This window comes from Nonomuraea harbinensis (genome assembly GCF_019396385.1).
Classification (GTDB): domain Bacteria; phylum Actinomycetota; class Actinomycetes; order Streptosporangiales; family Streptosporangiaceae; genus Nonomuraea; species Nonomuraea ferruginea.
The window spans coordinates 21,380-47,715 of record NZ_JAHKRN010000062.1; the positions used below are offsets into that span (position 1 = coordinate 21,380).

The 26,336-nt window shown below is 71.0% G+C and carries 26 protein-coding genes, 1 tRNA gene, 1 pseudogene and 1 riboswitch; of the genes and pseudogenes, 15 read left to right on the forward strand and 13 right to left on the reverse strand.

Going from position 1 to position 26,336, the window contains the following annotated elements; all coding sequences use genetic code 11:
* Window positions 1–141 precede the first annotated feature (141 nt).
* From mptB to KME79_RS38895, 3 genes and pseudogenes are all read right to left on the reverse strand, one after another.
* Window positions 142–1,206, reverse strand: a pseudogene (gene mptB, locus KME79_RS45845) (polyprenol phosphomannose-dependent alpha 1,6 mannosyltransferase MptB); the annotation flags it as partial.
* 111 nt (window positions 1,207–1,317) lie between these two features.
* Window positions 1,318–2,043, reverse strand: a complete 726-nt coding sequence (locus KME79_RS38890) for a glycosyltransferase family 2 protein (RefSeq protein WP_148036069.1) — start codon at window positions 2,041–2,043, stop codon at window positions 1,318–1,320.
* Window positions 2,040–2,387, reverse strand: coding sequence for an STAS domain-containing protein (locus KME79_RS38895; RefSeq protein ID WP_148036068.1), 348 nt, complete (start codon window positions 2,385–2,387; stop codon window positions 2,040–2,042). The genes KME79_RS38890 and KME79_RS38895 overlap by 4 nt, the downstream gene beginning before the upstream one ends.
* Before the next feature lie 233 nt (window positions 2,388–2,620).
* Between KME79_RS38895 and KME79_RS38900 the strand changes: the two genes are divergently transcribed.
* Window positions 2,621–3,022 (forward strand): hypothetical protein, encoded by a 402-nt coding sequence (locus KME79_RS38900; RefSeq protein ID WP_148036067.1) that lies wholly within the window; start codon window positions 2,621–2,623, stop codon window positions 3,020–3,022.
* Between the two features lie 9 nt (window positions 3,023–3,031).
* Here KME79_RS38900 and KME79_RS38905 read toward each other — a convergent pair whose 3' ends face one another.
* Both KME79_RS38905 and KME79_RS38910 read right to left on the reverse strand, forming a co-directional pair.
* Window positions 3,032–4,114, reverse strand: coding sequence for a sensor histidine kinase (locus tag KME79_RS38905; RefSeq protein WP_308249209.1), 1,083 nt, complete (start codon window positions 4,112–4,114; stop codon window positions 3,032–3,034).
* A complete protein-coding gene (locus tag KME79_RS38910; protein WP_148036066.1) occupies window positions 4,111–4,809 on the reverse strand; it encodes a response regulator in 699 nt (232 codons plus the stop codon). Before KME79_RS38910 ends, KME79_RS38905 begins: the two co-directional genes overlap by 4 nt.
* A gap of 94 nt (window positions 4,810–4,903) precedes the next feature.
* Between KME79_RS38910 and KME79_RS38915 the strand changes: the two genes are divergently transcribed.
* From KME79_RS38915 to KME79_RS38925, 3 genes are read left to right on the forward strand one after another with little or no spacing between them, the layout of a single operon-like run.
* Window positions 4,904–5,077: a hypothetical protein gene (locus tag KME79_RS38915; protein ID WP_187281667.1), complete on the forward strand. Its 174-nt coding sequence runs from the start codon at window positions 4,904–4,906 to the stop codon at window positions 5,075–5,077.
* On the forward strand, window positions 5,074–5,295 hold the full coding sequence (locus KME79_RS38920; protein ID WP_148036065.1) for a DUF6412 domain-containing protein: 222 nt from the start codon (window positions 5,074–5,076) through the stop codon (window positions 5,293–5,295). The genes KME79_RS38915 and KME79_RS38920 overlap by 4 nt, the downstream gene beginning before the upstream one ends.
* 47 nt (window positions 5,296–5,342) lie before the next feature.
* Complete coding sequence (locus tag KME79_RS38925; RefSeq protein ID WP_219550759.1) at window positions 5,343–5,990, forward strand: YidC/Oxa1 family membrane protein insertase; 648 nt, start codon at window positions 5,343–5,345, stop codon at window positions 5,988–5,990.
* Here the strand turns inward: KME79_RS38925 and KME79_RS38930 are convergent.
* The gene (locus tag KME79_RS38930; protein ID WP_261809001.1) at window positions 5,974–6,405 is read right to left on the reverse strand and encodes an ATP-binding protein; all 432 of its coding nucleotides are present in this window, start codon (window positions 6,403–6,405) and stop codon (window positions 5,974–5,976) included. The genes KME79_RS38925 and KME79_RS38930 overlap by 17 nt on opposite strands.
* Before the next feature lie 142 nt (window positions 6,406–6,547).
* Window positions 6,548–8,383, reverse strand: coding sequence for a PAS domain S-box protein (locus KME79_RS38935; protein ID WP_148037207.1), 1,836 nt, complete (start codon window positions 8,381–8,383; stop codon window positions 6,548–6,550).
* Window positions 8,384–8,509: 126 nt separating this feature from the next.
* Between KME79_RS38935 and KME79_RS38940 the strand changes: the two genes are divergently transcribed.
* Window positions 8,510–9,070 (forward strand): methylated-DNA--[protein]-cysteine S-methyltransferase, encoded by a 561-nt coding sequence (locus KME79_RS38940; RefSeq protein WP_308249210.1) that lies wholly within the window; start codon window positions 8,510–8,512, stop codon window positions 9,068–9,070.
* Here KME79_RS38940 and KME79_RS38945 read toward each other — a convergent pair.
* From KME79_RS38945 to KME79_RS38960, 4 genes are all read right to left on the reverse strand, one after another.
* Window positions 9,045–10,388, reverse strand: a complete 1,344-nt coding sequence (locus tag KME79_RS38945; RefSeq protein ID WP_219550763.1) for a purine-cytosine permease family protein — start codon at window positions 10,386–10,388, stop codon at window positions 9,045–9,047. The genes KME79_RS38940 and KME79_RS38945 overlap by 26 nt on opposite strands.
* A riboswitch (TPP riboswitch) is annotated at window positions 10,379–10,491 on the reverse strand. Its footprint overlaps the gene before it by 10 nt.
* Before the next feature lie 70 nt (window positions 10,492–10,561).
* A complete protein-coding gene (locus KME79_RS38950) occupies window positions 10,562–10,885 on the reverse strand; it encodes a rhodanese-like domain-containing protein (RefSeq protein ID WP_219550765.1) in 324 nt (107 codons plus the stop codon).
* 38 nt (window positions 10,886–10,923) lie between these two features.
* On the reverse strand, window positions 10,924–11,802 hold the full coding sequence (locus tag KME79_RS38955) for an Fpg/Nei family DNA glycosylase (RefSeq protein WP_219550767.1): 879 nt from the start codon (window positions 11,800–11,802) through the stop codon (window positions 10,924–10,926).
* Window positions 11,803–11,822: 20 nt separating this feature from the next.
* Window positions 11,823–12,428 carry a TenA family protein gene (locus KME79_RS38960; protein WP_148036058.1) on the reverse strand — a complete coding sequence of 202 codons (606 nt, stop codon included), beginning with the start codon at window positions 12,426–12,428 and terminating at the stop codon, window positions 11,823–11,825.
* Between the two features lie 22 nt (window positions 12,429–12,450).
* Between KME79_RS38960 and KME79_RS38965 the strand changes: the two genes are divergently transcribed.
* Window positions 12,451–13,095 carry a GOLPH3/VPS74 family protein gene (locus tag KME79_RS38965; protein WP_219550769.1) on the forward strand — a complete coding sequence of 215 codons (645 nt, stop codon included), beginning with the start codon at window positions 12,451–12,453 and terminating at the stop codon, window positions 13,093–13,095.
* Here KME79_RS38965 and KME79_RS38970 read toward each other — a convergent pair.
* A complete protein-coding gene (locus KME79_RS38970; RefSeq protein ID WP_308249211.1) occupies window positions 13,092–14,312 on the reverse strand; it encodes an LCP family protein in 1,221 nt (406 codons plus the stop codon). The genes KME79_RS38965 and KME79_RS38970 overlap by 4 nt on opposite strands.
* A gap of 261 nt (window positions 14,313–14,573) precedes the next feature.
* On the opposite strand from KME79_RS38970, the gene KME79_RS38975 reads away from it, so the two are divergent.
* Both KME79_RS38975 and KME79_RS38980 read left to right on the forward strand, forming a co-directional pair.
* On the forward strand, window positions 14,574–15,929 hold the full coding sequence (locus KME79_RS38975) for a hemolysin family protein (RefSeq protein WP_219550771.1): 1,356 nt from the start codon (window positions 14,574–14,576) through the stop codon (window positions 15,927–15,929).
* Entirely contained in the window at window positions 15,926–16,942 is a 1,017-nt protein-coding gene (locus tag KME79_RS38980; RefSeq protein WP_219550773.1) for a hemolysin family protein, read from the forward strand. The genes KME79_RS38975 and KME79_RS38980 overlap by 4 nt, the downstream gene beginning before the upstream one ends.
* A 212-nt stretch (window positions 16,943–17,154) precedes the next feature.
* On the opposite strand, the gene KME79_RS38985 is transcribed toward KME79_RS38980, so the two are convergent.
* Window positions 17,155–17,237: transfer RNA gene (locus KME79_RS38985), tRNA-Leu, on the reverse strand.
* A gap of 200 nt (window positions 17,238–17,437) precedes the next feature.
* On the opposite strand from KME79_RS38985, the gene KME79_RS38990 reads away from it, so the two are divergent.
* The 7 genes from KME79_RS38990 to pknB all read left to right on the forward strand — a co-directional run bounded on the left by KME79_RS38990 (window position 17,438) and on the right by pknB (window position 26,105).
* Window positions 17,438–18,178, forward strand: a complete 741-nt coding sequence (locus KME79_RS38990; RefSeq protein WP_219550775.1) for an FHA domain-containing protein — start codon at window positions 17,438–17,440, stop codon at window positions 18,176–18,178.
* 17 nt (window positions 18,179–18,195) lie between these two features.
* Window positions 18,196–18,666: an FHA domain-containing protein FhaB/FipA gene (locus KME79_RS38995; protein ID WP_148036053.1), complete on the forward strand. Its 471-nt coding sequence runs from the start codon at window positions 18,196–18,198 to the stop codon at window positions 18,664–18,666.
* Window positions 18,663–19,931: a Stp1/IreP family PP2C-type Ser/Thr phosphatase gene (locus KME79_RS39000; protein WP_219550777.1), complete on the forward strand. Its 1,269-nt coding sequence runs from the start codon at window positions 18,663–18,665 to the stop codon at window positions 19,929–19,931. Before KME79_RS38995 ends, KME79_RS39000 begins: the two co-directional genes overlap by 4 nt.
* Window positions 19,932–21,326 (forward strand): FtsW/RodA/SpoVE family cell cycle protein, encoded by a 1,395-nt coding sequence (locus tag KME79_RS39005; protein ID WP_219550779.1) that lies wholly within the window; start codon window positions 19,932–19,934, stop codon window positions 21,324–21,326.
* Window positions 21,323–22,780: a peptidoglycan D,D-transpeptidase FtsI family protein gene (locus tag KME79_RS39010; RefSeq protein ID WP_219550781.1), complete on the forward strand. Its 1,458-nt coding sequence runs from the start codon at window positions 21,323–21,325 to the stop codon at window positions 22,778–22,780. Before KME79_RS39005 ends, KME79_RS39010 begins: the two co-directional genes overlap by 4 nt.
* 21 nt (window positions 22,781–22,801) lie before the next feature.
* The gene (locus KME79_RS39015; RefSeq protein ID WP_219550783.1) at window positions 22,802–24,160 is read left to right on the forward strand and encodes a serine/threonine-protein kinase; all 1,359 of its coding nucleotides are present in this window, start codon (window positions 22,802–22,804) and stop codon (window positions 24,158–24,160) included.
* Between the two features lie 85 nt (window positions 24,161–24,245).
* Window positions 24,246–26,105: a Stk1 family PASTA domain-containing Ser/Thr kinase gene (gene pknB, locus KME79_RS39020; protein WP_219550785.1), complete on the forward strand. Its 1,860-nt coding sequence runs from the start codon at window positions 24,246–24,248 to the stop codon at window positions 26,103–26,105.
* Window positions 26,106–26,336: the final 231 nt, after the last annotated feature.

Genomic DNA, 26,336 nt, shown 5'->3' on the forward strand with positions numbered 1-26,336 from the left:
CAGCACGTACGGCGAGGCGAACAGGTAGGCGACCACCATCACCGCCGCCACGGCCACGGCCGCCTGGCCGCCTTCGCCCTTGACGGAGAACCACCCGCGCCCCGGCGCCGGGGAGGCCGTGAGAAGGGAGCGCGGGATCGCGCGGAAGAGGGCCCAGGCGATGAGGGCGAGCAGGAGCAGGGAGCCCACCTGGATCTCGCTGCGGTAGGCGTGGCCCATGCCGACGACCGACTGGAGCCAGCCCTGGACGAGCTTCCAGAACGAGGCGTTGGAGATGGACTTGCTGGTGCGGGCCACCGGGGCCAGGGCGTCGAGGCCGGCGGCGGCGTAACCCGCGGCCACCACCGCCAGGGCGACCCCGGCCGTCAGCGCCAGGCGGCGGGGGTTTCTGCGCAGCTCCCAGGCGGGACCGAGAGCGACCAGGCCGGCGTTGAGCTTGATGGCGACCCCGAGCCCGAGCAGGGCGCCCCCGGCGACGGGCCGCGACCGGACCAGGAGGGCGGCGACCATGCAGGCGACCGCCAGGGTGTCCACGTGCATGCCGGCGACGAGCTGGTAGAGCAGCAGCGGGTTGGCCGTCCACAGCAGCGCGCCCCGCAGCCGCGCGGCGGGCTCGCCACGGGCGAAGCGGTCGATCAGGAGGCCGGTGGCGATGAACGCCGCGACGTTGACCAGGGCCAGCAGGAAGATCGTCAGGCGGACGGAGTCGCCGGCCAGCCAGCTCGCGGCGGCGTGCGTGGCCGTGGCCACCGGGCCGTAGACCGAGGGCTCCTCGCGCCACGGCGCCTCGACGGCGTCGGTGACGGGATCACCGGGAAGGTCGTCGGCGCCGTGGGTGTAGGGGTCGATGCCGAGCGAGGCCAGGCGGCCGTAGCCGGCGTAGTTGAGATGGTCGCCGGAGCCCGACGGGGGCAGGAACGCGAGCAGCACGGCGGCCAGGCAGCCGAGCAGCACGAGCGTGCGCGGCAGGCGCGCGGGGAAGGACGCGGGCGGCACGGCCAGGGCGCCGAGGAGACCGAGCCCGCCGAGCACCAGGGCGGCCACGGCCAGGGAGATCACCAGATAGGGGTGAGGACCGGCGGCCAGCGAGTAGGGCGGCTGCCAGCCGGGCCCCGACAGGGCCGGGACCATGGCGGACGGGCCGAGCACGCCGATGAGGGCCGTCAGCAGGATCGAGGCGGCGATGCAGGCCAGGGCCGGCCACATGAGCCGGTGGGGGGAGCCGGCCCGCGTCTCGGAAGTCACCCGCAAATTCCAGCACACCCGCCACAGGGCTCCGTCCGCCCGTCCCCAGCCTGTGGACAACCCCGGGAAGGGTCAGCGTCTGGGGCGGAGCTTCGCGAGGTTGTCGGCCACGAGGGGTTCGCGGGTGGCCAGGGCCAGGGCGACGTCGCGGAGCTGCCTGGCCCGGTGGAGCTGGGAGCGCCAGTCGGAACCGGTCGCCCGGTGCGCCATGTCGACCTCGACCTCGACCACGCGGAACCCCTTGCGGATCAGGTCGATGGTCAGGGCGGTCTCCACGCCGAAGCCGTGGGCCAGCGGGCGGGCCGCCTCGAACGCCTCCCTGGTGAGGCAGCGCTGGCCGTTGAGCGGCTGGGTCGCCTCGAAGCCGGTGGCGCGGCGGATGCCGTCTCTCGACAGCCGGACGACGATGCCGTGGCCGGCGAGCTTGACCCGGTTGGTGAAGGCGGCGATGGTCATGTCGGCCTCGCCGGCGCGCACGGGCCCCGCTAACGCGGCCGCGGCTTGGGCGCTGCCGGCCAGGTCGGCGTCCAGGAAGAGCAGATGGCGGGCGTCGCCGTCGAGAAGGCGCACGGCCTCGGCGCCCGTCTCCATGGCGGCCGCCTTGCCGCGGTTGCGGCTGTGGCGGACGACCTTGGCCCCCGCCGCGCGGGCGACCCGGCCCGTCTGGTCGGTCGAGCCGTCGTCGACCACGACGACGAGGTCGACGCCGGGCAGGCCGAGGGCCGAGGCGACGGTGAGACCGATGCGATCGGCCTCGTTCTTGGCCGGGATGACGACCGCGGTGTCGCCCGCCGTCATGACTTCTCGGAGAGAAGGAACTCCTGCGGCACCTCGTCATGCACGGTGAACACCGAGTCGAGCCCGGTGACCTGCAGGATCTTCTGCACGGCGGGGCGCGGCGAGGCCACCTCCAGGGTGCCGCCCTGCTCCTTCATGCGCTTGAGTGCCGACAGCAGCACGTTCATCCCCGTGGAGTCGCAGAAATCCACGGCGGACATGTCTATGACCACGCGGCCGGGCCCCTCCTGGAGCAGCCGGGTGAACTCCGACTGCAGGTGGGGTGCCGTATAGAGGTCGATTTCACCGGCAATCACGACAAGTGCGTGGCCGGCATGTGATCGAGTCGAGACCTTGAGCTCCACAGAGGCAGGCTAGCGGCGTGAGGGCTCCGGGTCACGTTGTCACGCCGATACGTGAATGACGGCATGGATTCCGGGTGGCGACGAGAGTGGCCATTTGGGCTCCACGAAGACGGAGAGTAGGCGAAACTTGACGGTGCGCCACCATGGCGGCCGGAGAGGGGGCGGGCCTGAGCTCCGGATCCGGTCACCACTTCACAGGAGGAGGCTGGGCGAGCTCACGGGCCCGATGACCTATGAACACAGACCAACCGGAAGATCCTCAGCGTCGGAGAATCCGCGAACAGCTGGAAGCCATTCTCATCCGCAGCGAGAAGGCGACCTCGTGGCACGACGAGGCGGCCCGCCTGCGCGGGCTGGTCAACCACGAGGGTTACGTCCCCGTACGCACCAAGCTGGCCGGGGAGGACCTCGACTTCCTCTCCGGGGCCCGCGACGAGCTGCTGATGTTCTCCGAGCTCGGGTTGCGGCTGCTCGACCTGCACCAGCCGCGTGACGCGGGCGGCATCACCAGCGACGCCGCGCACCCCATCCTGCGGTGCCGGAGCTGCATGTGGAGATGGCCCTGCCCGACATTTCGTGCCATGTCGGAGTCGTTCGGCTCCACCTGCGAGTCCATCCTCCCGGAGACCGCCTGATCCACCCCGTCATCCGAGAGGGAGGCGGATCTCGAACCGGCAGCCCGGCCCCTCGTTCACCACGCCGATCACCCCGTCGTGCGCCTCCACGATGCCCCGGGCGATCGCCAGCCCCAGCCCGGCCCCGCCGTCCGCCGTCGGGGTCCGGGCCGCCTCTCCGCGGAAGGCCACCTCGAACACCCGCGACAACTCCTCCTCCGGGATGCCGCCGCAGCAGTCGCTGACCGACAGGCAGGCCATCCCCGACTCCACCCCGGCCCGCATCACCACCGGCAGGTCCGAGGGCGTGTGCTTGACGGCGTTGACCACGAGATTGCGCAGGGCCCGCCCGAGCGCGCCCGCGTCGGCCTCGACCGGCACCGACGCCGCCGCCTCAGCGGTGAGCACCACGCCCTTGGCCCTGGCCAGCGGCTCGGCCCCGGCCAGCGTGTCGGCGACCAGGTCGGCGAGCCCGATCCTGGCCCGCGACAACCGGAGCGCCCCGGCGTGGATCCTCGACAGCTCGAACAGGTCGTCCACCATCGCCGACAGCCGCTCCACCTCCAGCTTGATCTGGCGGTGGTAGCGGCCGACCGTCTCGGGGTCGGCCACGACGCCGTCCTCCAGCGCCTCGGCCATGGCGCGCATCCCGGCCAGCGGAGTGCGCAGGTCGTGGCTGACCCAGGCGACGAGCTCGCGCCGGGCGCCTTCGAGCGCGCGTTCGCGCGCGTACGCCTCCTGCAGCGCGTCGGCGATGGCCTGGAGCTCGGCGGGCAGCCCCCGCGGCGCGACGAACGGCGGCTCGCCGACCGCGGCCACCAGCCGCCTGCTCTCCGCCACGACCCGCCTGGCCACCACGAACGCCACGCCGAGCCCGACGAGGCCGCCGACGGCGATCACGCTGAGCACGACGTCCCTGGCGGGGCCCTCGATGATCATCCGCATGGTGATCGCCACCACGCCGGCCAGGGTGGCGGCCACCGCGACGACCACGACGATCGCCATCATCACGCCGATGGAGCGGGTGCGCAGCCACCACATGACGGCCAGGCCCGCCGCCGCCACCAGCAGGCCCAGCCCTGCGGTGACCACGACGATCATGCCGAGGCTCACGCGGGGCCCTCCAGCGGTTCGTACCGGTAGCCGACCCCCCAGACCGTGACGATCCTGCGCGGATCGGTCGGATCTGGCTCGATCTTCTCCCGCAGCCGTCTGACGTGCACGGTCACCGTGGAGGAGTCGCCGAACGACCATCCCCACACCTGGTCGAGCAGCGCCGCCCGGCTGAACGCCTGCCTGGGGTTGCGCATCAGGTAGGCCAGCAGGTCGAACTCGCGGGCGGTCAGCATGATCTCCGCCCCGCCGAGCCGTACCTCGTGGGCGCCCACGTCCACCGTCAGGTCGGCGTCGCGGAGCACGCCGGTGCCGCCGGTGACGGCCGCGCCGCGGGCGCGGCGCAGCACCGACCGCACGCGCAGGGCCAGCTCGCGCGGGCTGAACGGCTTGACCACGTAGTCGTCGGCGCCCGTCTCCAGGCCTACCACCCGGTCGATCTCCTCCCCGAGCGCGGTCAGCATGATCACCGGCACCGGCCAGCGCTCCCTGAGCTTCCTGCACACCTGCAGCCCGTCGAGCTGGGGCAGCATCAGGTCGAGCACCATCAGGTCGGGCGGCCTGGCCAGCGCGCGGCGCAGCGCCTCCGCGCCGTCGCCCACGCACTCGACCTCGTGCCCGTCGCGCTCCAGATAGCGTGCGACCACCTCGGACACGTTCGGGTCGTCGTCGACCACCAGGATGCGGGTGTTCACGCCCTCACGGTACGGCGCTGCGGCGCGGGCGAGGCGATCACGTCATCGCTTCGTAAGCCTCGCACGCGGCACCGGCACGACGTACGGTGGCGTCATGGGTCGAGTCATCATGCTCGTGGCGGGTGCCGCGCTGGCGCTCTTCGTGCTGTTCACCTTCATCATCCCCATGGTTCTGGGGCTGCTGAAGATCGCGCTGATCATCGGAGTGATCGCTCTGCTGGTCTTCGTCGTCGTCACGCTGGTCGGTAAGTCGTCCTCGCCGCAGTGACGGCCTTCCTGTTCGATCCCTGGCTCATCGCCGTCACCATGGTGGCGGTCCTGCTGCTGGTCTCGTGGGCGGCCAGGCTGCTGCCGGCCTGCGGCGGTGAGCCGTCCGGGTTCCCCCTGGTGTACGCGCGGCGCACGGCCTTCCAGCGCCAGCGCGATCCCGACGCGGCCGGGAGACCGAGACCGCGAGCTCCTTCACCGCGCCCCGCTTCCTGTTAGGCGGGGCTCGGACCCGAGCCCTGGAAGTCTCCATGGGAGAAGGGCTCATGATCGATTCGCTTGTCTCGTTCGTCATCGGCGTCTCCGGGGGCCACGCCGCCCTCGGCATCGTGCTGTTCACCCTGGCCGTACGGCTCCTGCTGCTACCGCTGGGCATCCGCCAGGCACGCAGCGCCCGCGTCAGGGACCGCCTCGCGCCCAGGCTGCGCGAGCTGCGCAAGAGGTTCGGGCGCGACCCGGAGCGGCTGGCGAAGGAGACGTCCGCGCTGTTCGCCAAGGAGGGCAGCTCGCCGTTCGCGGGGATCCTGCCGGGGCTGGCCCAGTTGCCGTTCATGTGGCTGATGTTCCGGGTGGCGACCCACCCGACCGCGCTGGCGGGCCACGACCTGTTCGGGGCTCCGCTCGGTCAGCAGGTCGCGGCCGTGCTCGCACATTACGGTCTGTTCAGCGGCCCATTTTCGGTCTTCGCTCTGGTGCTCGTGCTGATGGCCGCGGTGGCATGGCTGTCTTCCCGTACGGTGAAGTCGGCGCTGACCGACGACCAGCCGGAGCTCATCCGAAGGGTGACACCGTTGCTGCCATTCGGCTCGGTGCTGGCCGCGGCGGTGCTCCCCCTGGCCGCCGGGCTCTATCTGCTGGTTTCCACGGCGTGGACCGTGGGAGAGCGCGCCGTGCTCGCTACCCGGCCTCTTTGAGCGCGTGAACCTGCCCGTTCATCTGCTTCTGAGGTGCGGGCAGGATCGCCCACACCGTTGTCGTGTCGCCGTCATGCCGCACGCCCCAGCTCTCCGCCACATACTCGACGATCCCCAGCCCGCGGCCGCCCAGCGAGGACAGGGCCGGCCGGCCCGCCCTCGGCTCGGTCGCCGCTCCCCCGTCGCTGACCGCCACCTCGATGTGACCATCGTTACGCAGCCAGGACACCCTCACCATCCCCGAAGGCAACGGGTGGGCGTGCCGTAGCGCGTTGCTGAGCAGCTCGCTCACCACGAGTACGGCATCGTCGATCGCGGGATCGAAGACCCCGCAGTCCTGAAGATCGTTGCTGAGACGCTGGCGGGCGACGGCGACGCTGGACGGCGCGTACGGCAGTAGCACCACGCTTGACACACCCACCTCCCCGTCTCCCAGTGCCCCCCGCGGAAGCACCCCCGGTACGACCGAAATGCCCCGTTACTCGATCCCAGAAACCGCATCTCGATCACAGCTTGTACACATCGGACGATAGATCAGCGCAACCGTGACCACCTCGTTACCGCACCGGTGTGTCGGATCCGATAGTAGAAGCGGACCTGAGCTGGAGCTTCATCCGGGTGCCGCCACCGGGGCGCGGATGCGCGCTCACCTCGCCGCCCTGCGCCCTGGCCAGGCTCCGCACGATGTAGAGGCCGAGCCCGACGCCGCCGAACCTCCGGCGGTCGCCGGTCTCCACCTGGACGAACCGTTCGAAGATCCGCTCCCGGTCGGCCGGCGCGATCCCCACGCCCTCGTCGTCGACCACCACGACCACCCCGCCGTTCTCGCGCCAGGCGCCGACGCTGATCAGCCCGCCCTGCGGCGAGTACTTGAAGGCGTTCTCCAGGAGCTGGCCGAGCACGATGTCGGTGGCCAGCGGATCGCCCATCACCCACGGCAGGCCCACGGCGATGCCGACCTCGATGCGGTGCCTGTCGGACAGCACCGGCAGGCCGAGCGTGGCCGCGTGCAGCCGCTCGGCCAGGTCGAACGGCTCGTCGCCGACCACCTGCTCCTCCGCCCCCGCTCTGGCGCCGAGCAGCAGGTGGTCCATGAGGCTGCCGAGCGACTTGGCCCGCTCGGCGATCGTGTGCACGGCGGAGCGGCGCTCGGCGTCGCTCAGCTTGTCCCAGCGGGCGTCGAGCGTGCCGGCGAAGCCGCGGACGACCGTGATCGGGGTGCGCAGCTCGTGGCTGGTGGTCGCCAGGAACAGGTCCTTGGCCTCCTCCAGCTCCTTGGCGGCGGTGACGTCGCGGAAGTCGACGACCAGCTCGCCGGTCTCCTCGATGCGCGCGCACACCACGTCCAGCCAGCGCCCGCTGGGCAGCTGGTGGGTGACCTTCTCCCCAGGTCCGGGCAGCGGGAACGGCGGCGGGCCGCCGATGACCTCCTCGGCGCTGACGGCGGTGAGCTCGGCCGCGGCCGGGTTCCACCGCAGCACCCGGCCGTCGCCGTCGAGCACCGCGATGCCGTCGGCGCTGGCGTCGAACACGGCCCGCTCGTGCGCGCGCTGCCGCACCGCCTCCTGGTAGGCGACCGCGTTGCCGACCGCGATCCCGGCGTGCCCGGCCAGCAGCTCCAGCAGCTCCAGCTCCAGGTGGCCGGGCTTGCGCTTGGCGAACAGCGCGTAGAGCGCGCCGTACGGGCGACCGCCGACGGCGGCGAGGCCGAGCGCGATCGTGTGCAGACCCTTCAGCCGCGCCCACACCAGCCGGTCCAGCCCGGCGGACTCCAGCAGCACGGTCCTGCCGGTGCGCAGGAGCGTGCCGACCAGGCTGGTGTCCAGGTCGGTGGTGGCGTCCTTCAGCGAGTCCGGCAGCCGGTAGGTGCTGACCAGGCGCAGCCGGTCGCCCTCGATGAGCACGAACCCGCCCGCGTCGGCCCCGGTCAGCTCGGTGAGGCTGGCCGAGATGCGGTCGAGCACGGCGGGCAGCTCCAGCTCGGCGTTGATGTCGCCGACCACGTCGGTGAGCCTGCGCACCAGCCTCGCGCGGCGCGCCAGGCGGCTCTTGGCCGCGTGGTCGGCCTGCACCAGGTGGTAGACGCAGACGTATCCCGCCGTCGCGCAGCCCACGCGCAGCGCGCTGATGTCGGCCCGCACGTCCAGCACGCCGCCGTCGGCGCGCGCCCGCTTCGTGCGCAGCGACACCTGCCCGCCGGTGCGGACCCGCTCCAGGGCCGCGTGGTGCTCGGCCGCCAGTTCCTCCGGCACGATCGGCGCCCTGCGCCCGAGCACGTCGGCCGCGGGCCAGCCGAAGAGCGCCTCGGCGGCCGCGTTCCAGACCAGGACCGTCTGGTCCCGGTCGATCGCGACGACGGCGTTGGGTGAGCTGTCGAGCACCGCGCGGACCATCTCGTCGTCACTCGCACCCCTTGGGTCCCCCACGACTCCATAGTGCCCGCGGCGTGGCGCTCGCGTCGGGCGATCCGTCCGATACGCTGCGGTCACGGCTTTTTCATGGCGGGTGGAGGTGAAGGCGTGTCGGGCGACCTCGAGGCCCTGCTGCGGGTGACGTCCGACACTTATCGGGGTGACGGCCAGCTCGACGTCGCGCTCGGCACCTACGACGGCGCGGTCGGCAGGTTGGTGCTCGCGGTCACCGCGCGCGGCCTCGTCGCCTGCAGCTACGAGGACGAGCACGTGGTGTTCGAGCGGGTGTCCAACCAGGTGGGCAGCCTCATCGGCACCGACGCCCGGCGGCTCGACCCGGTCCGCCGCGAGCTAGACGCCTACTTCTCCGGCCGGCTCCGCGCCTTCTCCACCCGGGTCGACCTGACCCTCGCCACGCCGTTCGCTCGTACGGTCCTGCAGAAGACGATGGCGGTCCCGTACGGCACGACCACGACGATGGGCCGGATCGGCGAGCTCATCGGCAGGCCGCGCGCGCTGCGCGCGGTCGGCAACGCGCTCGGCGCCAACCCCGTGTGCGTGATCGTTCCGTGTCACCGCGTGGTGCGCGACGACGGCGAGCCCGGCGACTACGCGGGCGGCCCCGCCGCCAAGCGCCATCTGCTCACCGTCGAGCGACGCGGCGCGTGACCAGCCCGATCAGCAGCGTCGCCAGGGCCGCGACGATGGCCGCGCCCAGCGCGCCGTTCATCCACGGCTCCCTGGTGAAGCCGATGACCTCGCGCACCCCGGCCCAGAAGCCGTCCCACGGGGCGACGGTGGGGGTGGAGGTGGTCAGCCAGTACGCCGCGAAGCCGAGCGCCCACGGCACCAGCATCGACCAGCGGGCGGGGGCGTCGGCGTCGGTGTTCCACCGGGCCGCGCCGCCGAGCAGGAAGTAGTCGACGGCCAGCACCGCGAACATCGGCACGAACACCGCGCCGATCACGCCCAGGAACGCGCCGTAGGAGGTCACGTCCACGACCAGCGCGATGGCGACGGTGAACAGGCCGATGAGGGTGCTGATGATCCGCCGGTCGACGCGCGGCATGAGGTTCTGCAGCGAGACGGTCGTCGAGTAGACGTTCGCGAACGACTGGTCGGCCTCGCGGAGCACCAGGATCGCGAAGAACAGCGCGCCCAGCGGCACCGCCACGAACGGCCCGAACACCGCCGTGCTGTCGGCCGCCACCGCCTCGGCCCCGGCGATCGCGACCGCGTACACGCCCAGGGCCAGGCAGGCGACCTGGGCGAGCGTGTAGCCGCCGACCACGCCGGTGAAGGCCGCCCGGCTGGACCTGGAGTGCCGGGCGAAGTCGGCGGCCAGCGGCACCCACGACACCGACAGCGCGATCACGTAGTCGACGGCCGGGGCGAACGCCTCCCAGGACCCTCCGGTCCGCGGCTGCGCGTCGCCCAGGAACTGCACCGCGAACCAGATCATCGCGATGATCACCAGAACCGTGATGTAGCGCCTGATCAGCCGGACCGCGCCCAGCGGCCAGACGGTCAGCACCGTGGTGATCACCCCGGCGACGATCACCCACACCGCGTACGGGACCGTGTCGCCGAAGATGGCCAGGGCGCCCTGGGCGATCACCCAGAGCTCGAACGCGCCCCAGCCGATCATCTGGATGATGTTGAGCACGGTGGGGAAGTACGACAGCCGCGCCCCGAACAGCCCGCGCAGCAGCACCATCGCGGGCTTGCCGGTCTGCGTGCCGGGGATGGCCGCCAGGCCCACCATGGTGGTGCCGATCAGGCTGCCGACCACGGTCGCGACCAGGGCGGCCGTCACGGTCAGCGGCGCCCCGCCGAGCGGGTCGATCAGGAACAGGGCGCCGGAGAAGCCCAGCAGGCTGACCGCCAGGTTGGCCCAGAGCGCGCCCTGGTCGAGCACTCCGAGCGTCTTGGGGGGCTCGCCCTCCAGGGTCAGCGGAACTTCCTCGCCATGGATGGCATGCGACATCGCGCACTCCCTACGCCGGCATTACCCGGACAGGTTCATGCGGTCGGCAGCGGCGTAGCTGCCCTCTCAGCCCGGTTGGCCCCGAGCTCCCGCGGTGGGTCGTCAACAGCCGGAGATCAACTCCGGCTGCCGCCCCCATGATGCACTATTAGTCCCGTTTCGGCCAGTCGGGGTCAGGCGACCATCGGCGGCCGGCCCGTCTCGCTGACCATGGGACGCTTGTCGTGCTCCCAGGCCTGCATGCCGCCGCCCACGTTGACCGCCTCGCGGCCCAGGCGGTTGAGCCAGGCCGCCACCTGCATCGAACGGCCGCCGACGCGGCACACGACGTAGACCGGACGGCCGGAGGGGACCTCGTCGACCCGTGCCTGGATCTGCGTCATCGGGATGTGGACCGCCTCGGGGGCGTGGCCCGCCACCCACTCGTACTCCTCGCGCACGTCGAGCAGGTAGGCGTCGTCGGGCACGTCGCGGACCTCGACCTCGGAAACCGTCATGCGCCCATTCTTACCTGCCGCGCGTCGTGCTCGGCACGCTACTTGAGCAGCTTGGACATGCGGCGGTCGGCCAGCGGCTTGCCGCCGGTCTGGCAGGTGGGACAGTACTGCAGCGAGGAGTCGGCGAAGGACACCTCGCGGATCGTGTCGCCGCAGACGTCGCACGGCTGGCCCGCGCGGTTGTGCACGCGCAGCCCCGACTTCTTCTCCGCCTTGAGGTCTTTGGCCGCCAGGCCGCGCGCCCGCTCGACCGCCTCGCGCAGCGTGGTCACGATGGCGTCGTGCAGGTCGGCGATCTGCGCGTCGGTCAGCGTCGCCGCGACCTTGAACGGGGACATCTTCGCGGCGTGCAGCACCTCGTCGGAGTAGGCGTTGCCGATGCCGGCGACGACCTTCTGGTCGCGCAGCAGGCCCTTGATCTGGGTGCGGTTGCCGCCGACGATGCGTTTGAGCGCGGCGACGTCGAAGGACTCGTCGAGGGGGTCGGGGCCGAGCGCGGCGACACCCGGCACTTCATCCGGATTTCTCACGACATAGACGGCCAGGCGCTTCTGCGTGCCCGCCTCCGTCAGCTCGAACCCCGGCGCCAGCCCGTCGGCGTCGGGCGCGAGCCGCACCCGTACGGCGAGCGGGCCCTTGCCCGGACGGACCGGCCTGGCGCCCGACAGGTCGTCACGCCAGCGCAGCCAGCCCGCCCGGGCCAGGTGGATGACCAGGTGGAGCCCGTCACAGTCGAGGTCGAGGAACTTGCCGTGACGGGACACGCCCGTGACGGTCAGCCCGCCCAGCGCGGTCACCGGCGGGTCGAACGTCTTGAGCGCCTGGAAGGCCACCACGTCGACGCCCGCGATCGTGCGGCCGACCGCCCGCTCGCCCAGGAACGCGGTGAGCGACTCCACCTCGGGAAGTTCAGGCATGCTCTCCAGACTACGCGGCGCTACGGCACGTCCCAGAACGCCAGCTCGTGCGCCATCCCCTCCGTGAACATCGCCTCCGCCCGGTCGGGATCGACGTCCGTCTCGTCGATCATCTGGGCGATCCGCTCGGCCAGCGCGGCGAACCCCGGGTCGGCGTAAGTGTCGACCCAGGCCCGGTAGCGCGGCTCGGCGGGCGGGTTCTCCGCCAGGATCCGCCCCAGCGTCGAATATCCCCACATGCACGGATACAGCGCCGCCAGCCCTTCCCCGTACGAGCCCGCGGACTCCAGCAGGAAGGACGTGTACGCGACGCAGGCCGGCCCCTTCACCGCCCCTTCCAGATCGGCCCCGAACTCGGCCGACAGCGAACGGTGCAGATCCAGCTCCTCGTGGTAGGTCGAGTGCGCCAGGTCCACCAGGTCGCCGACGTGCGCGTCAGGAGCCTGCCAGGCCAGCTTGGCGAACACCCGCACGTAGTCGAGCAGGTAGAGGTAGTCCTGCTCCAGCCACGACCGGAACACGGGCTCGGGCAGATCGCCCCGGCCGATCCCGGCAACGGTGGGATGGGCCAGCTGAGCCTCAAGCAGGGGACGGCCGACGGCGTGCAATTTTTCCGAGATGGTCATGCTCGCACGTTAGTGTCAGAGGATGAGCGTGACGATCGCGGAGGAGATCCTCCTTCTCGCCTTCGGCGAGGACGACGGCAGGCAGTTGCTCTCCACCATCCAGCTCGACCCCGCCGTGGCCGGCGCCCTCCTGGCCGAGCTGGCGATCAGCGAGCGCATCACGCTGCGCGACAAGAAGGTGACCGTCCTGGACCCCGCGCCGCTGGGCGACGACGAGCTCGACGCCGCGCTCGCCCGCATCGCCGGCAGCCCGAAGGAGCGCAGGCCCGCCTGGTGGGTGCAGCAGCTGCAGTCGGGCAAGCTCCGCACCCGCCTGCTCACCCGGCTCGCCGCCGCGGGCGTGCTGGCCGAGGAGCGCGGCCGGGTGTTCGGCATCTTCCGCACCACCCGCTGGCCCGAGCTCGACGGCAGCGTCGAGTCGCGGGTACGCGAGCGGGTCGCGGGCGCGCTGGGCGGCGCCGAGCCCGACCCGCGCACCGCCGTGCTCATCGCGGTCATGCACGCCGCCAAGCTCGACCGCAAGGCGTTCCCCGGCGCCGACAAGGGCCGGGTCAAGGAGATCGCGGCCGGCGCGTGGGAGGCCGAGGCCGTGGCGCAGACGATCGCCGCGATCAACGCGGGCATCTCGATCGCCGTCACCACGGCCGCCATCACCGCGACGGGCTAACCCGCGTCGAGAATCTCCTTCGGCACCGGCTGGTCGGCGGCCAGCGCCTCGAACAGGGCCAGCGCCTTGGCCCTGTCCCACTTGACGGCCTCGCCGCCCGCGACGTTCTCGGTGCCGCCGAAGGGCACCACCGTGGTCACCGGGCTGTCGCCCATGGCCAGGCCCAGCGAGAGCATGTCGAACACGCCGGTGTCCTCGTCGACCGCCACGGCGTCGGTGGCGCTCATCGCCAGCGGGATCGAGGTGAACGGGTTGATCAGGGTGCCGGGGCTGGCCGCCTTCTTCACCACCGCGCTGAGGAACTGGCGCTGCCGCTTGGTCCGCTCGTAGTCGGGCAGCGCCCCGCCCTTGCGGGTGCGGACGTAGCCGAGCGCCTGGGCGCCGGTGAGGGTCTGGGTGCCCTTCTTGAGCTTCAGGCCCGCCTTGGGGTCGTTGACCGCGGCCCGCACGTTGATCTCGACGCCGCCGACGGCGTCGACGATCTCGACGAAGCCGGCGAAGCCGATCTCCATGTAGTTGTCGACGCGGATGCCCGTGACCGTCTCGACGGTGCGGACCAGGAGCTTGGGCCCGCCGATCGCGTAGGCGGCGTTGAGCTTGTTGCGGCCCTGGCCGGGGACGGTGACGGCGGAGTCGCGCGGCAGACTGACCAGCGTCGGCCGGTCGCTCCCCTCGGGCAGGTGGAGCAGCATCATCGAGTCGGTGCGCTGGCCCTCGCTGTTGCCGGTGGCGAGCTTCCTGCGCTCGCGGGCCGACAGGCCCTTGCGGCTGTCGGAGCCGACCAGGAGCCAGTTGGTGCCGGGGGTGTCGGCCGGGCGGCCCTCGTAGTCGTCCAGGATCCCGGCGGGCAGCCCGCCCAGCCGCCCGTCGATCCAGAAGAGCATGCCGGCGGCGGTCACCACCAGCGCCACCAGGAGCGCGAGGAGGATCTTGAGAACGGTGCCGCCCTTGATCCGCCGGCGCGGCGGCCGCTGTCCGGGCGGCGGGGGCGGCCGGTCGGAGGTGCTCCGCATGGGCCTGACAGGGCTGCTGCCCGACCGGCGCTTGCCGTACACCCGCGAGCTGGACCGCGGCACGTCGTCGGCGACCGGCTGCTGCGGGGGCTGCGGGAAGTGGTGCGCCGGGGCCCCCGCCGCACGCGGCCCGTCCTTGCTGGAAGGCAGCGGGCGACGCTCGCCCGGCGAGCGCATGGCCCGCGTCCGGTCGTCCTCAGCCACGTGGCTCCTTCTTCCCCTTGCTTGACATAGTCGCCCTGACATAGAAGCTACGTCCAACACTTCGCTCAGTGCAGTCCACCGGCCATTGTTCCGCCACGGAAAAGTACGTAGAACCAGGCAGATAAGACCACCGGAAACACAGAGGCCATCCGCATCGTTAGTTTTATGGACCAGCTCTAAAGAAGGGATGATCGTGTCCACTGCGGACCCATGGAGTAGCCGCCCGTGCACATGCACGGGTTCCCCTGAGAGCTCGCAGCGGTGAGCGCCTATCTGGGCCTGATGGCCCTCTTCCTGCTCACAGCCGCGACGGGCTACTTCGTCGCCCAGGAGTTCGCCTTCGTCGCCGTCGACCGGGCCGTCCTGCGCGAGCAGGCCGCGGCCGGTGACCAGGCCGCCGAGAAGGCACTCCGCGTGACCTCACGCCTCTCGTTCATGCTGTCGGGCGCCCAGCTCGGCATCACCGTCACCGCCCTGCTGGTCGGCTTCCTGGCCGAGCCCGCCATCGCCGTGATCGTGCGGCCCTGGCTGACGGACGCCGGCCTCTCCGACGCCCTCATCACCGGGCTCTCCGTCGCCATCGGCGTGGGCGTGGCCACCGTGGTGCAGATGGTGCTCGGCGAGCTAGCGCCGAAGAACCTCGGCATCGCCAGGCCGGAGCAGGTGGCGAAGTTCCTGGCCGGATCGACCCTCGTCTACCTGGCCGTGGTCGGGCCGGTGATCCGCCTCTTCGACTCGGCGGCGACCGGGCTGCTCAGGAAGGTGGGCATCGAGCCCGTCGAGGAGGTGGAGCACGGCGCCACCCCCGAGGAGCTCTCCCGGATCATCGAGGAGTCCACGGAGGCCGGTGAGCTGCCGCCTCGACTGTCGGAGCTGCTGGAGCGCGCCCTGGAGTTCGGCGACCACACGGCCGAGGAGATCATGGTGCCGCGGCCCCGGGTGGTGGCGATGCGCGCCGCCCAGCCGATCTCCGAGCTGCTGGAGACCATGCGGCAGTGCGGCCACAGCCGCTACCCGGTGCTCGGCGACGACGGCGACGTGGCCGGCGTGACCGGCGTGCGCGAGCTGCTCGCCTCCGGGATCGAGGAGGGCGCCGTGCGCGACATCACCCGCCCGGCGCTGCTCGTGCCCGACTCGCTGCCGCTTCCCGCGGTGCTCGACCGCATGCGCGTCGCCAAGGACGACATCGCCTGCGTCATCGACGAGTACGGCGGCCTGGCGGGTGTGATCACCGTCGAGGACCTCGCTGAGGAGCTCGTCGGCGAGCTCGTCGACGAGAACGACCCGGACCCGGTGGGCGCCGTGCGGCAGCCCGGCGGCGTCTGGGAGGTGCCCGGCAGGCTGCGGCTCGACGAGGTCGAGCGGGCCACCGGCATCGCGCTGCCCGAAAGCGACGACTACGACACGCTCGGCGGCCTGATCCTGGCCGAGCTGGGCCGGATGCCCGAGCCTGGCGACACGGTGACGGTGCCGACCGTCGTCGAGGCCGACCCGTTCGAGTACGACGCCGGCGGCGACCGCCACGTGGCCGAGCTGACCGTGATCTCGCTCAACCGGCGCGTGCCCGAATGGGTGCGGCTGGCGCCCGCCCAGCAGCCCGCGGAGGCGACCCGATGACGATGATCATGATCAGCGTCGCGCTGCTGGCGTTCAACGCGCTGTTCGTCGCCGCCGAGTTCGCCTTCGTGTCCTCCCGGCGGCACCGCCTGGAGGAGATCGCGGCGGGCGGCAACCGGCTCGTCAGGATCGCGGCCAGGTCGGCCGCGGGCGGCAGCCGCCAGCTCTCCCTGATGCTGGCCGGCGCCCAGCTCGGCATCACGCTGTGCACGCTGGGCCTCGGGTACGTGACCGAGCCGGCCATCGAGCACTACCTCGAACCGGTGTTCGCGGCCATCGGCGTGGCAGAGCCGCTGCGCATGCCGATCGCGCTGACGCTCTCGCTGGCCCTGGTGACGTTCCTGCACATGGTGGTGGGCGAGATGGCGCCCAAGTCGTGGGCGCTGACCCACCCCGAGCAGGCGGCGCTGCTGCTCACCCTGCCGTTCAGGGCCTTCACCTCGGTGATGCGGCCGCTGCTGTCGTCGCTCAACGGCCTGACCAACCTCGGCCTGCGGCTCTTCGGGGTGCAGCCGCGCAACGAGCTGGCCACCACCAGGACGCCGCGCCAGCTCGCCATGCTGGTCGGCGAGTCCGGCCGGATGGGGCTGCTCGACCGGGAGGAGCACGACCTGCTGACCCGGGCGCTGCGGTTCGAGGCCGAGGGCATCGAGCGCCTCATGGTGCCGATCGGCCGGGCGGTCACCGTACCCCCGCGGGCCGGCACGGCCGAGATCCGGCGCGTGGCGGCCGGCAGCGGCCACCTCAGGCTGCTCGTCAGCGACGGCGGCGAGGTGGCGGGGGTCCTGCACGCCCGTGACGCCCTGCTGGAGCCCGGACGTACGGCGAGCGAGCTCGCCAGGCCGGTGCCGAAGCTGCCGAGCCTCACGCAGGTCCCCGAGGCCGTGGCGGCCCTCCAGGAGGCCCGTGCGCACCTGGCGCTGGTCACCGGGGGCGACGGCGCGGTCATCGGCATGGTGAGCCTCACCGACCTGCTGGGGCAGTTGCTGGACACGCGCAAACTGGCGGCCTGACCTCAGCTTCGCTCTGAGCGAAAACAATGGGCCCCGGCCGGAAGCGGTTTGAAAGCGAGCTGCAACCGGCCGGGCGTACCTTTCGCCCGGCGGTACGGCCGGGAGGCCGCAAGCGGACAGGATGTCGAGGAAAAGATGAAGCCCCGGCTCTTGCGAACCGGGGCTCTTCTTCGCCAGGGTGGGTCTGCCGATTTTCATCGACCCTACCGAGGTGGGCGAGGAGGGATTTGAACCCTCACGTCCTTTCGGACACACGGACCTGAACCGTGCGCGTCTGCCGTTCCGCCACCCGCCCTTGTGGGTGCGGAGAAACACTAGCACGTAACAGCCACTGGTACTGAACCCGGATACGATCGCATAAGACACGGGAGCGGAGGAGCTGGGCGCGAGTGCCTCAGGAGCGCCGGGGGCCGCCGCCTCGTGGTTCGAGCGGAGACCGGGCGCCACGCGCGCCGGGGGGCCGCGATCATATGCACGGAGGAAGGGAGGTACCCGGTGGGAGTCCTTCAGCGCTTCGAGCGACGGCTCGAAGGCTTGGTTGAGGGGGCCTTTGCGCGGGCGTTCAAATCTGACCTTCAGCCGGTCGAGGTCGCCAGCGCGGTGCAGCGGGAGATGGACGAGCGGGCGGCGATCGTCGCCCAGGGCCGTACCCTCGTCCCGAACGACTTCGTGGTGGAGCTGTCCACGACCGACGCCGAGCGGCTAGAGGTCTACGCCGACAGCATCAGCCACGAGCTGGCCAACCTCGCCAGGGAGTACGCCAAGGAACAGGGCTACTCCTTCGTGGGACCGGTCCGGGTCCGATTCGAGACGGCGGGCGACCTGGCGGTGGGCTTGTTCCGCATCAGGTCCGGCGTCATCCGGGGCGCGACGGTTGAGCAGGACGAGATCCGCCAGCCGGCGAGCGACCTGCCCCCGTCACGTCCCAACGCGTTCGGCGGGCGGCCCCGGCTGCTCGTCAGCACCCAGGACGATCCGCAGGGCGACCGCTCCTACGAGCTCACCACGCCGGTGACCTTGCTGGGGCGCGGCACCGACTGCGATCTTCGTCTCGTCGACCCCGGCGTCTCCCGCCACCACGCGGAGCTGCGCGTCGAGGGTCAGCAAGTCGTGCTGGTCGACCTCGGGTCGACCAACGGCACTTTCGTCAACGGCCAGCCGGTACGCAGAATCGAGCTCCAGAACGGCACGCGAGTGACGCTGGGGCGCACGACTCTGGTGTTCCGGCGCGATTAGAGGTAGACAGACGGTCCATGTCCGAGCTCACGCTGCTGCTGATCCGGCTCGCATTCCTGGCGGTGCTGTGGTTTTTCGTCATTGCCGCAGTCGGCGTGATCCGGACTGACTTGTTCGGGTCACGTACGGCTCCCGCCGGCCCGGGCAAAGGGGCCAAACCGGCCAAGCCCGCGCCCAAGCCCAAGAGCAGGAAGGGGGAACCCCGCCAGCTCATCGTGACAGGTGGCCCGCTGCAAGGCACCACCATTAATCTCACGGAGACGCCCATCACCATTGGCCGGGCGAACGACGCCACGCTGGTAGTCAGCGACGACTACGCATCCAGCCGGCACGCCCGGCTCTTTCCCCAGGACGGTCAGTGGATCGTGGAAGATCTCGGCTCTACCAACGGCACGTATCTCGACCGCTCGAAAGTCACCCGCCCGACCCCGGTGCCGCTCGGTGTTCCGATCCGTGTCGGCAAGACAGTCATTGAATTGCGCAAATGACCATCGCACTCCGCTACGCCGCCCGCTCGGACGTCGGCCTCCTCCGCGAAGGAAACGAGGACTCGGCGTACGCCAGCGGCCGCCTGCTCGCCGTCGCCGACGGCATGGGCGGGCACGCACACGGCGAGGTGGCGAGCTCCGTCGCCATCGCCGCGATGGCCTCTCTCGAAGAGGCCCAGCAGGGGGGTGACCTGCTCAACGCCATCGAGGCAGCCGTACGCGACGCCAATCGCAAGCTGCACGAGATGGTGGGACGGGATCCCAGCCTCAAAGGCATGGGCACCACGCTCACCGCCATGCTCTGGAACGGCACCCAGGTCGCGCTGGTGCACGTCGGCGACTCGCGCGCCTACCTGCTCAGACGCGGGGAGCTCTACCAGATCACCCATGACCACACGCTGGTCCAGCAGCTGGTCGACGACGGGCGCATCACGCCCGAGGAGGCCGCGACGCATCCGCAGCGCTCGATCCTGCTGCGGGCGCTCGACGGCAGCGGCGAGGTCGACCCCGACCTGACGCTGCGCGAGGCGCAGGTGGGCGACCGCTACCTCCTCTGCTCCGACGGGCTGTCCGGGGTGGTGAGCGCGGAGACGCTGCACGCCACGCTGACCAATCTCGACGATCCCGAAGAGGCCGTACGCCAGCTCATCGACCTGGCCAACCGCGGCGGCGGGCCCGACAACATCACGTGCGTGATCGCCGACGTGCTGGAGATCACCGACGGCCAGCAGGTGCCCGTCGAGGCCTCCGTCGTCGGCGCCGCGGGCATGACCCGGCTGCACGGCGGCGAGGAGCCGGCGCCGGGGCGAGCGAGCGCGGTGACCGCTCCCCAGCCGGCCATCACCGATGACGACTACGACGAGCCGGTCGCGCGAGCGTCCCGCAAGTCGGGCAAGCGTCGCCGGGTGTGGCCCGTGCTGGTCACCGTGCTGTCCGTGGCCGCCGTCGTCACGGGCGTCGGCGGCTATTTCGGTTGGAAATGGACGCAGGACCAGTTCTTCGTCGGGGCCTGGGCCGACGAAGTGGTCGTCTTCCAGGGCATCCAGCAGGAGGTGGGCCCCGTTCAGTTCTTCAAGGTGGCCCAGCACACCGGCAAGGCCCTGTCCCGGCTCTCGCCGCCCGACCAGGCCCTGGTCAAGGACGGCATCGAGGTCGGCGACGTGGCCGAGGGCCTCACCAAGATCAACACGATGAAGTTCGCGGAACCCACCCCCACCGCGAGCGCGTCGCCATCTCCCACTCCCACAAGGACGAAACCTCAATAGATGAGCGAAGTGGCCGCAGCCCCCGTGCCCATGCCCGCCAAGCGACGCATGGCCCAGCTCGTCATGCTCGCGTTCGCGGTCGTGATCACGATGGGCGCCTACGCCAACGTCGGGCTGGCGATGGACGGGGCGATCCCCTCGGGCATGCTGACGTACGGCTTGAGCCTGGGCGGCCTGATGCTGGCCGCCTACCTCGTGCTCGCCAAGTTCGCGCCGTGGGCCGACCCGCTGATCCTGCCGCTGGTCACGCTGGTCAACGGGCTCGGCCTGGTGATGATCTTCCGGCTGTCGGAGACCGACTCCACGCTGCCGTCGGCCACGCTCGCCTCGCCCAACACCCAGCTCCTGTGGACGCTCATCGGCATCGTGCTGTTCAGCGTCACCCTGATCTTCCTGCGTGACCAGCGCGCCCTGCAGCGGCTCACCTACACCGCCGGTGCGCTGGGGCTGCTGCTGCTGGTCTCACCGCTGATCCCGTTCCTCGGCCAGGAGATCAACGGCGCCCGCATCTGGATCGGCATCGAGGGCGTGGCCCAGCTCCAGCCCGCCGAGTTCGCCAAGCTGGCGCTGGTCGTCTTCTTCGCCGGCTACCTCGTGGCCAAGCGCGACGTGCTCGCCCTGGCCGGGCGGCGGCTGCTCTTCATCGACCTGCCGCGCGCCCGCGACCTCGGCCCGGTGCTCATCACCTGGGGCGTCAGCCTGGGCATCCTGGTCCTGCAGAAGGACCTGGGCTCCTCGCTGCTGCTGTTCGGCACGTTCATCGCGATGCTCTACATCGCCACCCAGCGCATCTCCTGGGTGATCATCGGCATCCTGCTCTTCCTGGGCGGCGCGATCATGGCCGGCCTGCTCTTCGACCACGTGCAGATGCGCTGGCGGGCGTTCAATGACCCGGGCAACCCCGAGATCTACAACGCGATCGGCGGCAGCGAGCAGCTCATGCAGGGCCTGTTCGCGATGGGCTCCGGCGGCATCCTCGGCTCCGGGCTCGGCCAGGGCCACCCCGAGCTGATCCCGCTGGCCTTCTCCGACTTCATCTTCCCCGCCACCGGCGAGGAACTGGGCCTGACGGGCCTGATGGCGATCCTCGTGATCTACGCGCTGATCGTGCAGCGCGGTCTGCGCACCTCGCTCGCCGCCCGCGACCCGTTCACCAAGCTGCTGTCCGTCGGCCTGTCGTTCCTGCTGGCCTGGCAGATCTTCATCATCGTCGGCGGTGTCACCAACCTCATCCCCCTGACCGGCCTGGTCACCCCCTTCATGTCCCAGGGTGGCTCGGCGCTGCTGTCCAACTGGATCCTCATCGCGCTGCTCGTGCGCATGTCCGACGCGGCGCGCAGGCCGCCGCCCCAGGCGATCCAGAACGAAGGAATGACGCAGGTGTTCCAGCGATGAACCGGACTATCAAGCGCGCCGCCGTGGCCTGCCTGGCCATGTTCGGCCTCCTGATGATCAACGTGAACGTCCTCCAGGGCGTCCGCGCGCAGAGTCTGAGCGACGACGCCCGCAACACCCGCAACTTCTACGAGCGGTACGCCGTGCAGCGCGGGCGCATCACCGCGGGCGGCAAGGTCATCGTGGCCCAGTCGAAGGAGACCAAGGGTGACTTCCGCTTCCTCAGGGAGTATCCCGAGGGCCGCCTGTACGCGCACGTGACCGGCTTCTTCTCGCCCGAGAGCGAGTCGGCCATCGAGCGCAGCGAGAACGACCTGCTCGACGGCTCCAGCGCCGACCTGCTGCTGCAGCGCGGCATCGACCTGTTCACCGGCGAGCCGACCAGGGGCGCCAACGTCGACCTGACGATCAACCCCGAGGCGCAGAAGGCCGCCTACGACGCGCTGCGCGAGAGCGGCAAGCGCGGCGCCGTGGTGGCGATCGAGCCGAAGACCGGCGGCATCCTCGCCATGGTCTCGCTGCCCACGTACGACCCGGCCGAGCTGTCGGGCACCAACAAGTCCGAGGTGTTCGGCCGCTACGACGAGCTGGCCAAGGACAAGAGCCAGCCGCTGCTCAACCGCACCATCGAGAACACCTACCCGCCGGGCTCGACGTTCAAGGTGGTGACCGCCGCCGCCTTCCTGGAGGACGACTCCAGCCGCGGCGCCGACACCACCGTGGACGCCCCGCAGGTGCTCGACCTGCCCAACACCACCGCCGACCTGCCCAACTACGGCGGCGCGGCGTGCGGCTCCGGCCAGGTCACGCTCCGCTTCGCGCTGGAGAGGTCCTGCAACACGCCGTTCGGCAAGATCGGCATCGACCTCGGCCATGAGGCGATGGGCGAGCAGCTGGAGAAGTTCGGCGCGGGCAAGCCGCTGGCCGTCCCGATGTCGGTGGCCAAGAGCGATTTCGGCCCCAAGGAGGACGCGGCGGCCGTCGCCCAGGCCTCCATCGGCCAGCGCAGCAACCAGATGACGCCGCTCCAGATGGCGATGATCGCGGCCGGCATCGCCAACGAAGGCGTGGTCATGAAGCCGTACCTCGTCAACAAGATCACCGACCCCAACGGCGACACGATCGACGAGGCCGACCCCGAGGAGTTCAGCGAGGCGGTCAGCTCCGAGACGGCGGGCGAGCTCACCGACATGATGATCAGCGTCGTGGCCAACGGCACCGCGAACCGCGCGCAGATTCCCGGCGTCCAAGTAGCTGGGAAGACCGGAACCGCCGAGACCGCTCAGGGCCAGCAGCCGCACGCCTGGTTCATCTCGTTCGCCCCCGCGAACGACCCGAAGATCGCGATCGCGGTGATGGTCGAGTCCGGCGCCGTACGCGGCGGCGGGGAGGCGACGGGTGGCGGAACGGCCGCGCCCATCGCGAAAGCGGTGATGGAGGCGGTGCTGAAGTAATGGACGGTAACGTGCTGAATCATGCGGCTCGGTAACCGCTATCTCCTGATCTCCCGCATCGCCGCCGGCGGCATGGGGGAGGTTTGGCGTGCCCGCGACGAGCTGCTCGGGCGCGAGGTGGCCGTCAAGGTGCTCCACAGCCACATCCACGCCGACCCCGCGTTCCGCGGCCGGTTCCGCAACGAGGCGCGCATCACCGCCGGCCTCGCCGACCCCGGCATCGCGCAGATCTTCGACTACGGCGAGCAGGCCGACCGGGCCTATCTGGTGATGGAGCTGGTGCACGGCGAGCCGCTGTCGACCATCCTGGTCCGCAACGGCCCGCTCGGCGCCGAGGTCACCCTCGACGTGCTCCACCAGACGGCCAAGGCGCTGCACGCCGCCCACTCCTCCGGCGTGATCCACCGCGACATCAAGCCGGGCAACCTGCTGGTGACGCACGAGGGCACGATCAAGGTGACCGACTTCGGCATCGCCAGGGCCATGGAGGCGGCTCCGGTGACGCAGACCGGCACCGTGCTCGGCACCGCCCAGTACGTCAGCCCGGAGCAGGCCCAGGGTCTGCAGCTCACGCCCTCGACCGACCTCTACTCCCTGGGCGTGGTGGCCTACGAGTGCCTGTCGGGCCGGGCCCCGTTCCACGGCGACAGCGCGGTGGCGATCGCGCTGCGCCACCTCGGCGAGCAGCCGCCGGCGCTGGGCGTCGACGTGCCCGCCCCGGTGCGCGAGCTCGTGGCGGCGCTGCTGGCCAAGGATCCCGCGCATCGGCCCGGCTCCGCGCGGGAGCTGGCCGATCGCGCGTACGTGCTGCGCGAGTCGCTGTCGGCCGGCGGCGCCGACCTCGGCTCGCTGACCGACCCCTCGGGCTTCCCGATCCGTCCCCGCCAGGAAGACCGGACGGCGGACGGGCCCGCGGCCATGGGCGCCGAGCCGGTCACGGAGCTGCAGGAGACGCCGCCGCGGCGCCGGTTCGGGCGGGTGCTGACGACGGCGGCGGCGGCCGGGACCGTCGTGGCCGTGGGTTTCAGCGCGTGGGCGCTCACCCCCGCCCCTCAGACTCCGCCGCTCGTCGTTCCGGAGACGACGACGCCTCCGCTGCCTGCTTCCGACAAGCCCCGGCAGAAGCCCTCACGGACCAAAACCGAGACCCGTCGGCCTCCTGTGGTTACGGTCAAGTCGTCGAGGCCGGTAGCCTCGCCGTCGGCTACGGTAAGCAAGTCGGCTACGCCGACGACGCAGCCGACGCCGAGCCCGACCCCGACCCCGACCCGTACCCCGACCCCCACGCCGACCCCGACCCCCACCACGACGCCGACGACCCCGACACCTTCCGCCTCGCCGGACCCGGGTGACTCGAACCCGCCGAAGGAGGAGACGTGACGCGCCAACGGGTCGATGATGGACACCGGCGGCCGCCCCCCGAGCAGGCCGGCACCAAGATGAACGGTAAGGGACAGTGCAGGAAATGACTCAGCCTCGGCTTCTCGGAGGTCGCTACGAGCTCGACGGTGTCGTCGGGCGCGGCGGCATGGCCGAGGTGTATCGCGCCAGAGACATCCGGCTGGACCGGATCGTCGCGATCAAGACCCTTCGGTCGGACCTGGCCCGTGATCACACCTTCCAGGCCCGTTTCCGCCGTGAGGCCCAGTCTGCGGCGTCGCTGAACCACCCGGCCGTGGTCGCGGTCTACGACACCGGCGAGGACGTCACCGACGGCGCCCCCGTGCCCTACATCGTGATGGAGTACGTCGACGGCAGGACGCTGCGCGACCTGCTCCGCGCCGACCGGCGGCTGATCCCGGAACGCGCGACCGAGCTGGTCGACGGCATCCTGCGCGCGCTCGACTACAGCCACCGCGGCGGCATCGTGCACCGCGACATCAAGCCGGCCAACGTGATGATCACCACGGCCGGCGACGTCAAGGTGATGGACTTCGGCATCGCCCGCGCGATGGCCGACTCGGCCGCGACGATGACGCAGACGGCCCAGGTCATCGGCACCGCCCAGTACCTCTCGCCGGAGCAGGCACGCGGTGAGCGCGTCGACGCCCGCAGCGACATCTACTCAACCGGTTGCGTGCTCTACGAGCTGCTCACCGGCCAGCCGCCGTTCACCGGCGACTCCCCCGTCGCGATCGCCTACCAGCACGTCCGCGAGGAGCCGATCCCGCCGTCGCAGATCGACCCGGAGATCCCCCAGTGGGCCGACGCGATCGTGCTCAAGGCCATGGCCAAGGATCCGGCGCACCGCTACCAGAGCGCGGCCGAGATGCGGGCCGACATCCAGCGCGCCATGTCCGGCATGCCGGTCGACGCCCAGACGATGGCGATGAACGGCTACGGTCAGGGCACCCGCATGATGACGGCCACCCAGGCCGCCACCGGCCCGGCCACCCAGCGCTCCAGCGCCGTCCCGCCCTACGAGTACGACGAGGGCGGCGGCCGGGCCGGGCGCCGCCGGGCGAACAACGGCGGCGGCAACGCGGTCAAGACCGCCCTGTGGATCATCATCCCGCTGCTGGTCATCGGCGCCTTCATCACCTTGGGCTACGTCATGTTCAGCGGCGGCGGCAGCCCGACGGCCCCGACCACGGTCAAGGTGCCGGGGCTGGAGGCGAAGACGCGTGAATACGCCGAGAGCCAGTTGAAGCAGCTCGGCCTCACGGCGGAGGTCACCGAGGAGTTCAGCGCCGAGTACGACAAGGACACGGTCATCGAGACCGATCCGGCCGAGGGCACCGAGGTGGAGAAGGGCGCCACGGTCAAGGTCGTGGTCTCCAAGGGCGCGGAGAAGGTGAAGGTCCCCGCCGACCTCATCGGCATGACCACCGAAGAGGCCAACGCCAGGCTGACCGAGCTGGGGCTCAGCAGCACGATCAAGACGCGCGCGTCCAGCCAGCCGGAGGGCAAGGTCTTCCGCACCGATCCCAAGGCCGGCGCCTCGGTCGCCAAGGGCGACACGGTGACCCTCTTCATCCCGAAGGAGGCCGTGGCCGTACCGAGCGTCCAGGGCATGACCGAGGAGGAGGCCCGCCGCACCTTGGAGGAAGCGGGCTTCAAGGTCAAGGTCGTCACCCAGCCGAGCGACCAGGCCCAGGGCACGGTCATCCAGCAGAACCCGGGTGAGGGCGCCAAGCTCCAGCCCAACATGACGGTCACCATCGTCGTGTCGCAAGGCCCGGCGGCCCCCACCCCGACCGAGCAGCCGTCGGACGACTTCCCGACCGACGACTTCCCGACGGACGACGTGCCGACCGACGACGGCGACGACGGCTTCCCCAGCCAGGACGAGCCCCCAGGCGACGTAGGCGACGGCCTCGGCTAAGAAAAGGGCCGCCATCCCCAAAAGGGGCTGGCGGCCCTTTTCACGTAAGGACCCCTCCGCCCCACCATTCGAAGGATCGACTCCGGTGCCCGACCTCCGTACAGCCCGGGTTCGACGTAATTCGCGGGTCCTGGAGGTCCTGCAGAGCTGAAACTGCAGGTCATCCAGCCGTGAGAGATGCAGACACCCGAAAGCCCCTAGAGACGCGATTTCAGAGATTCACCTACATCC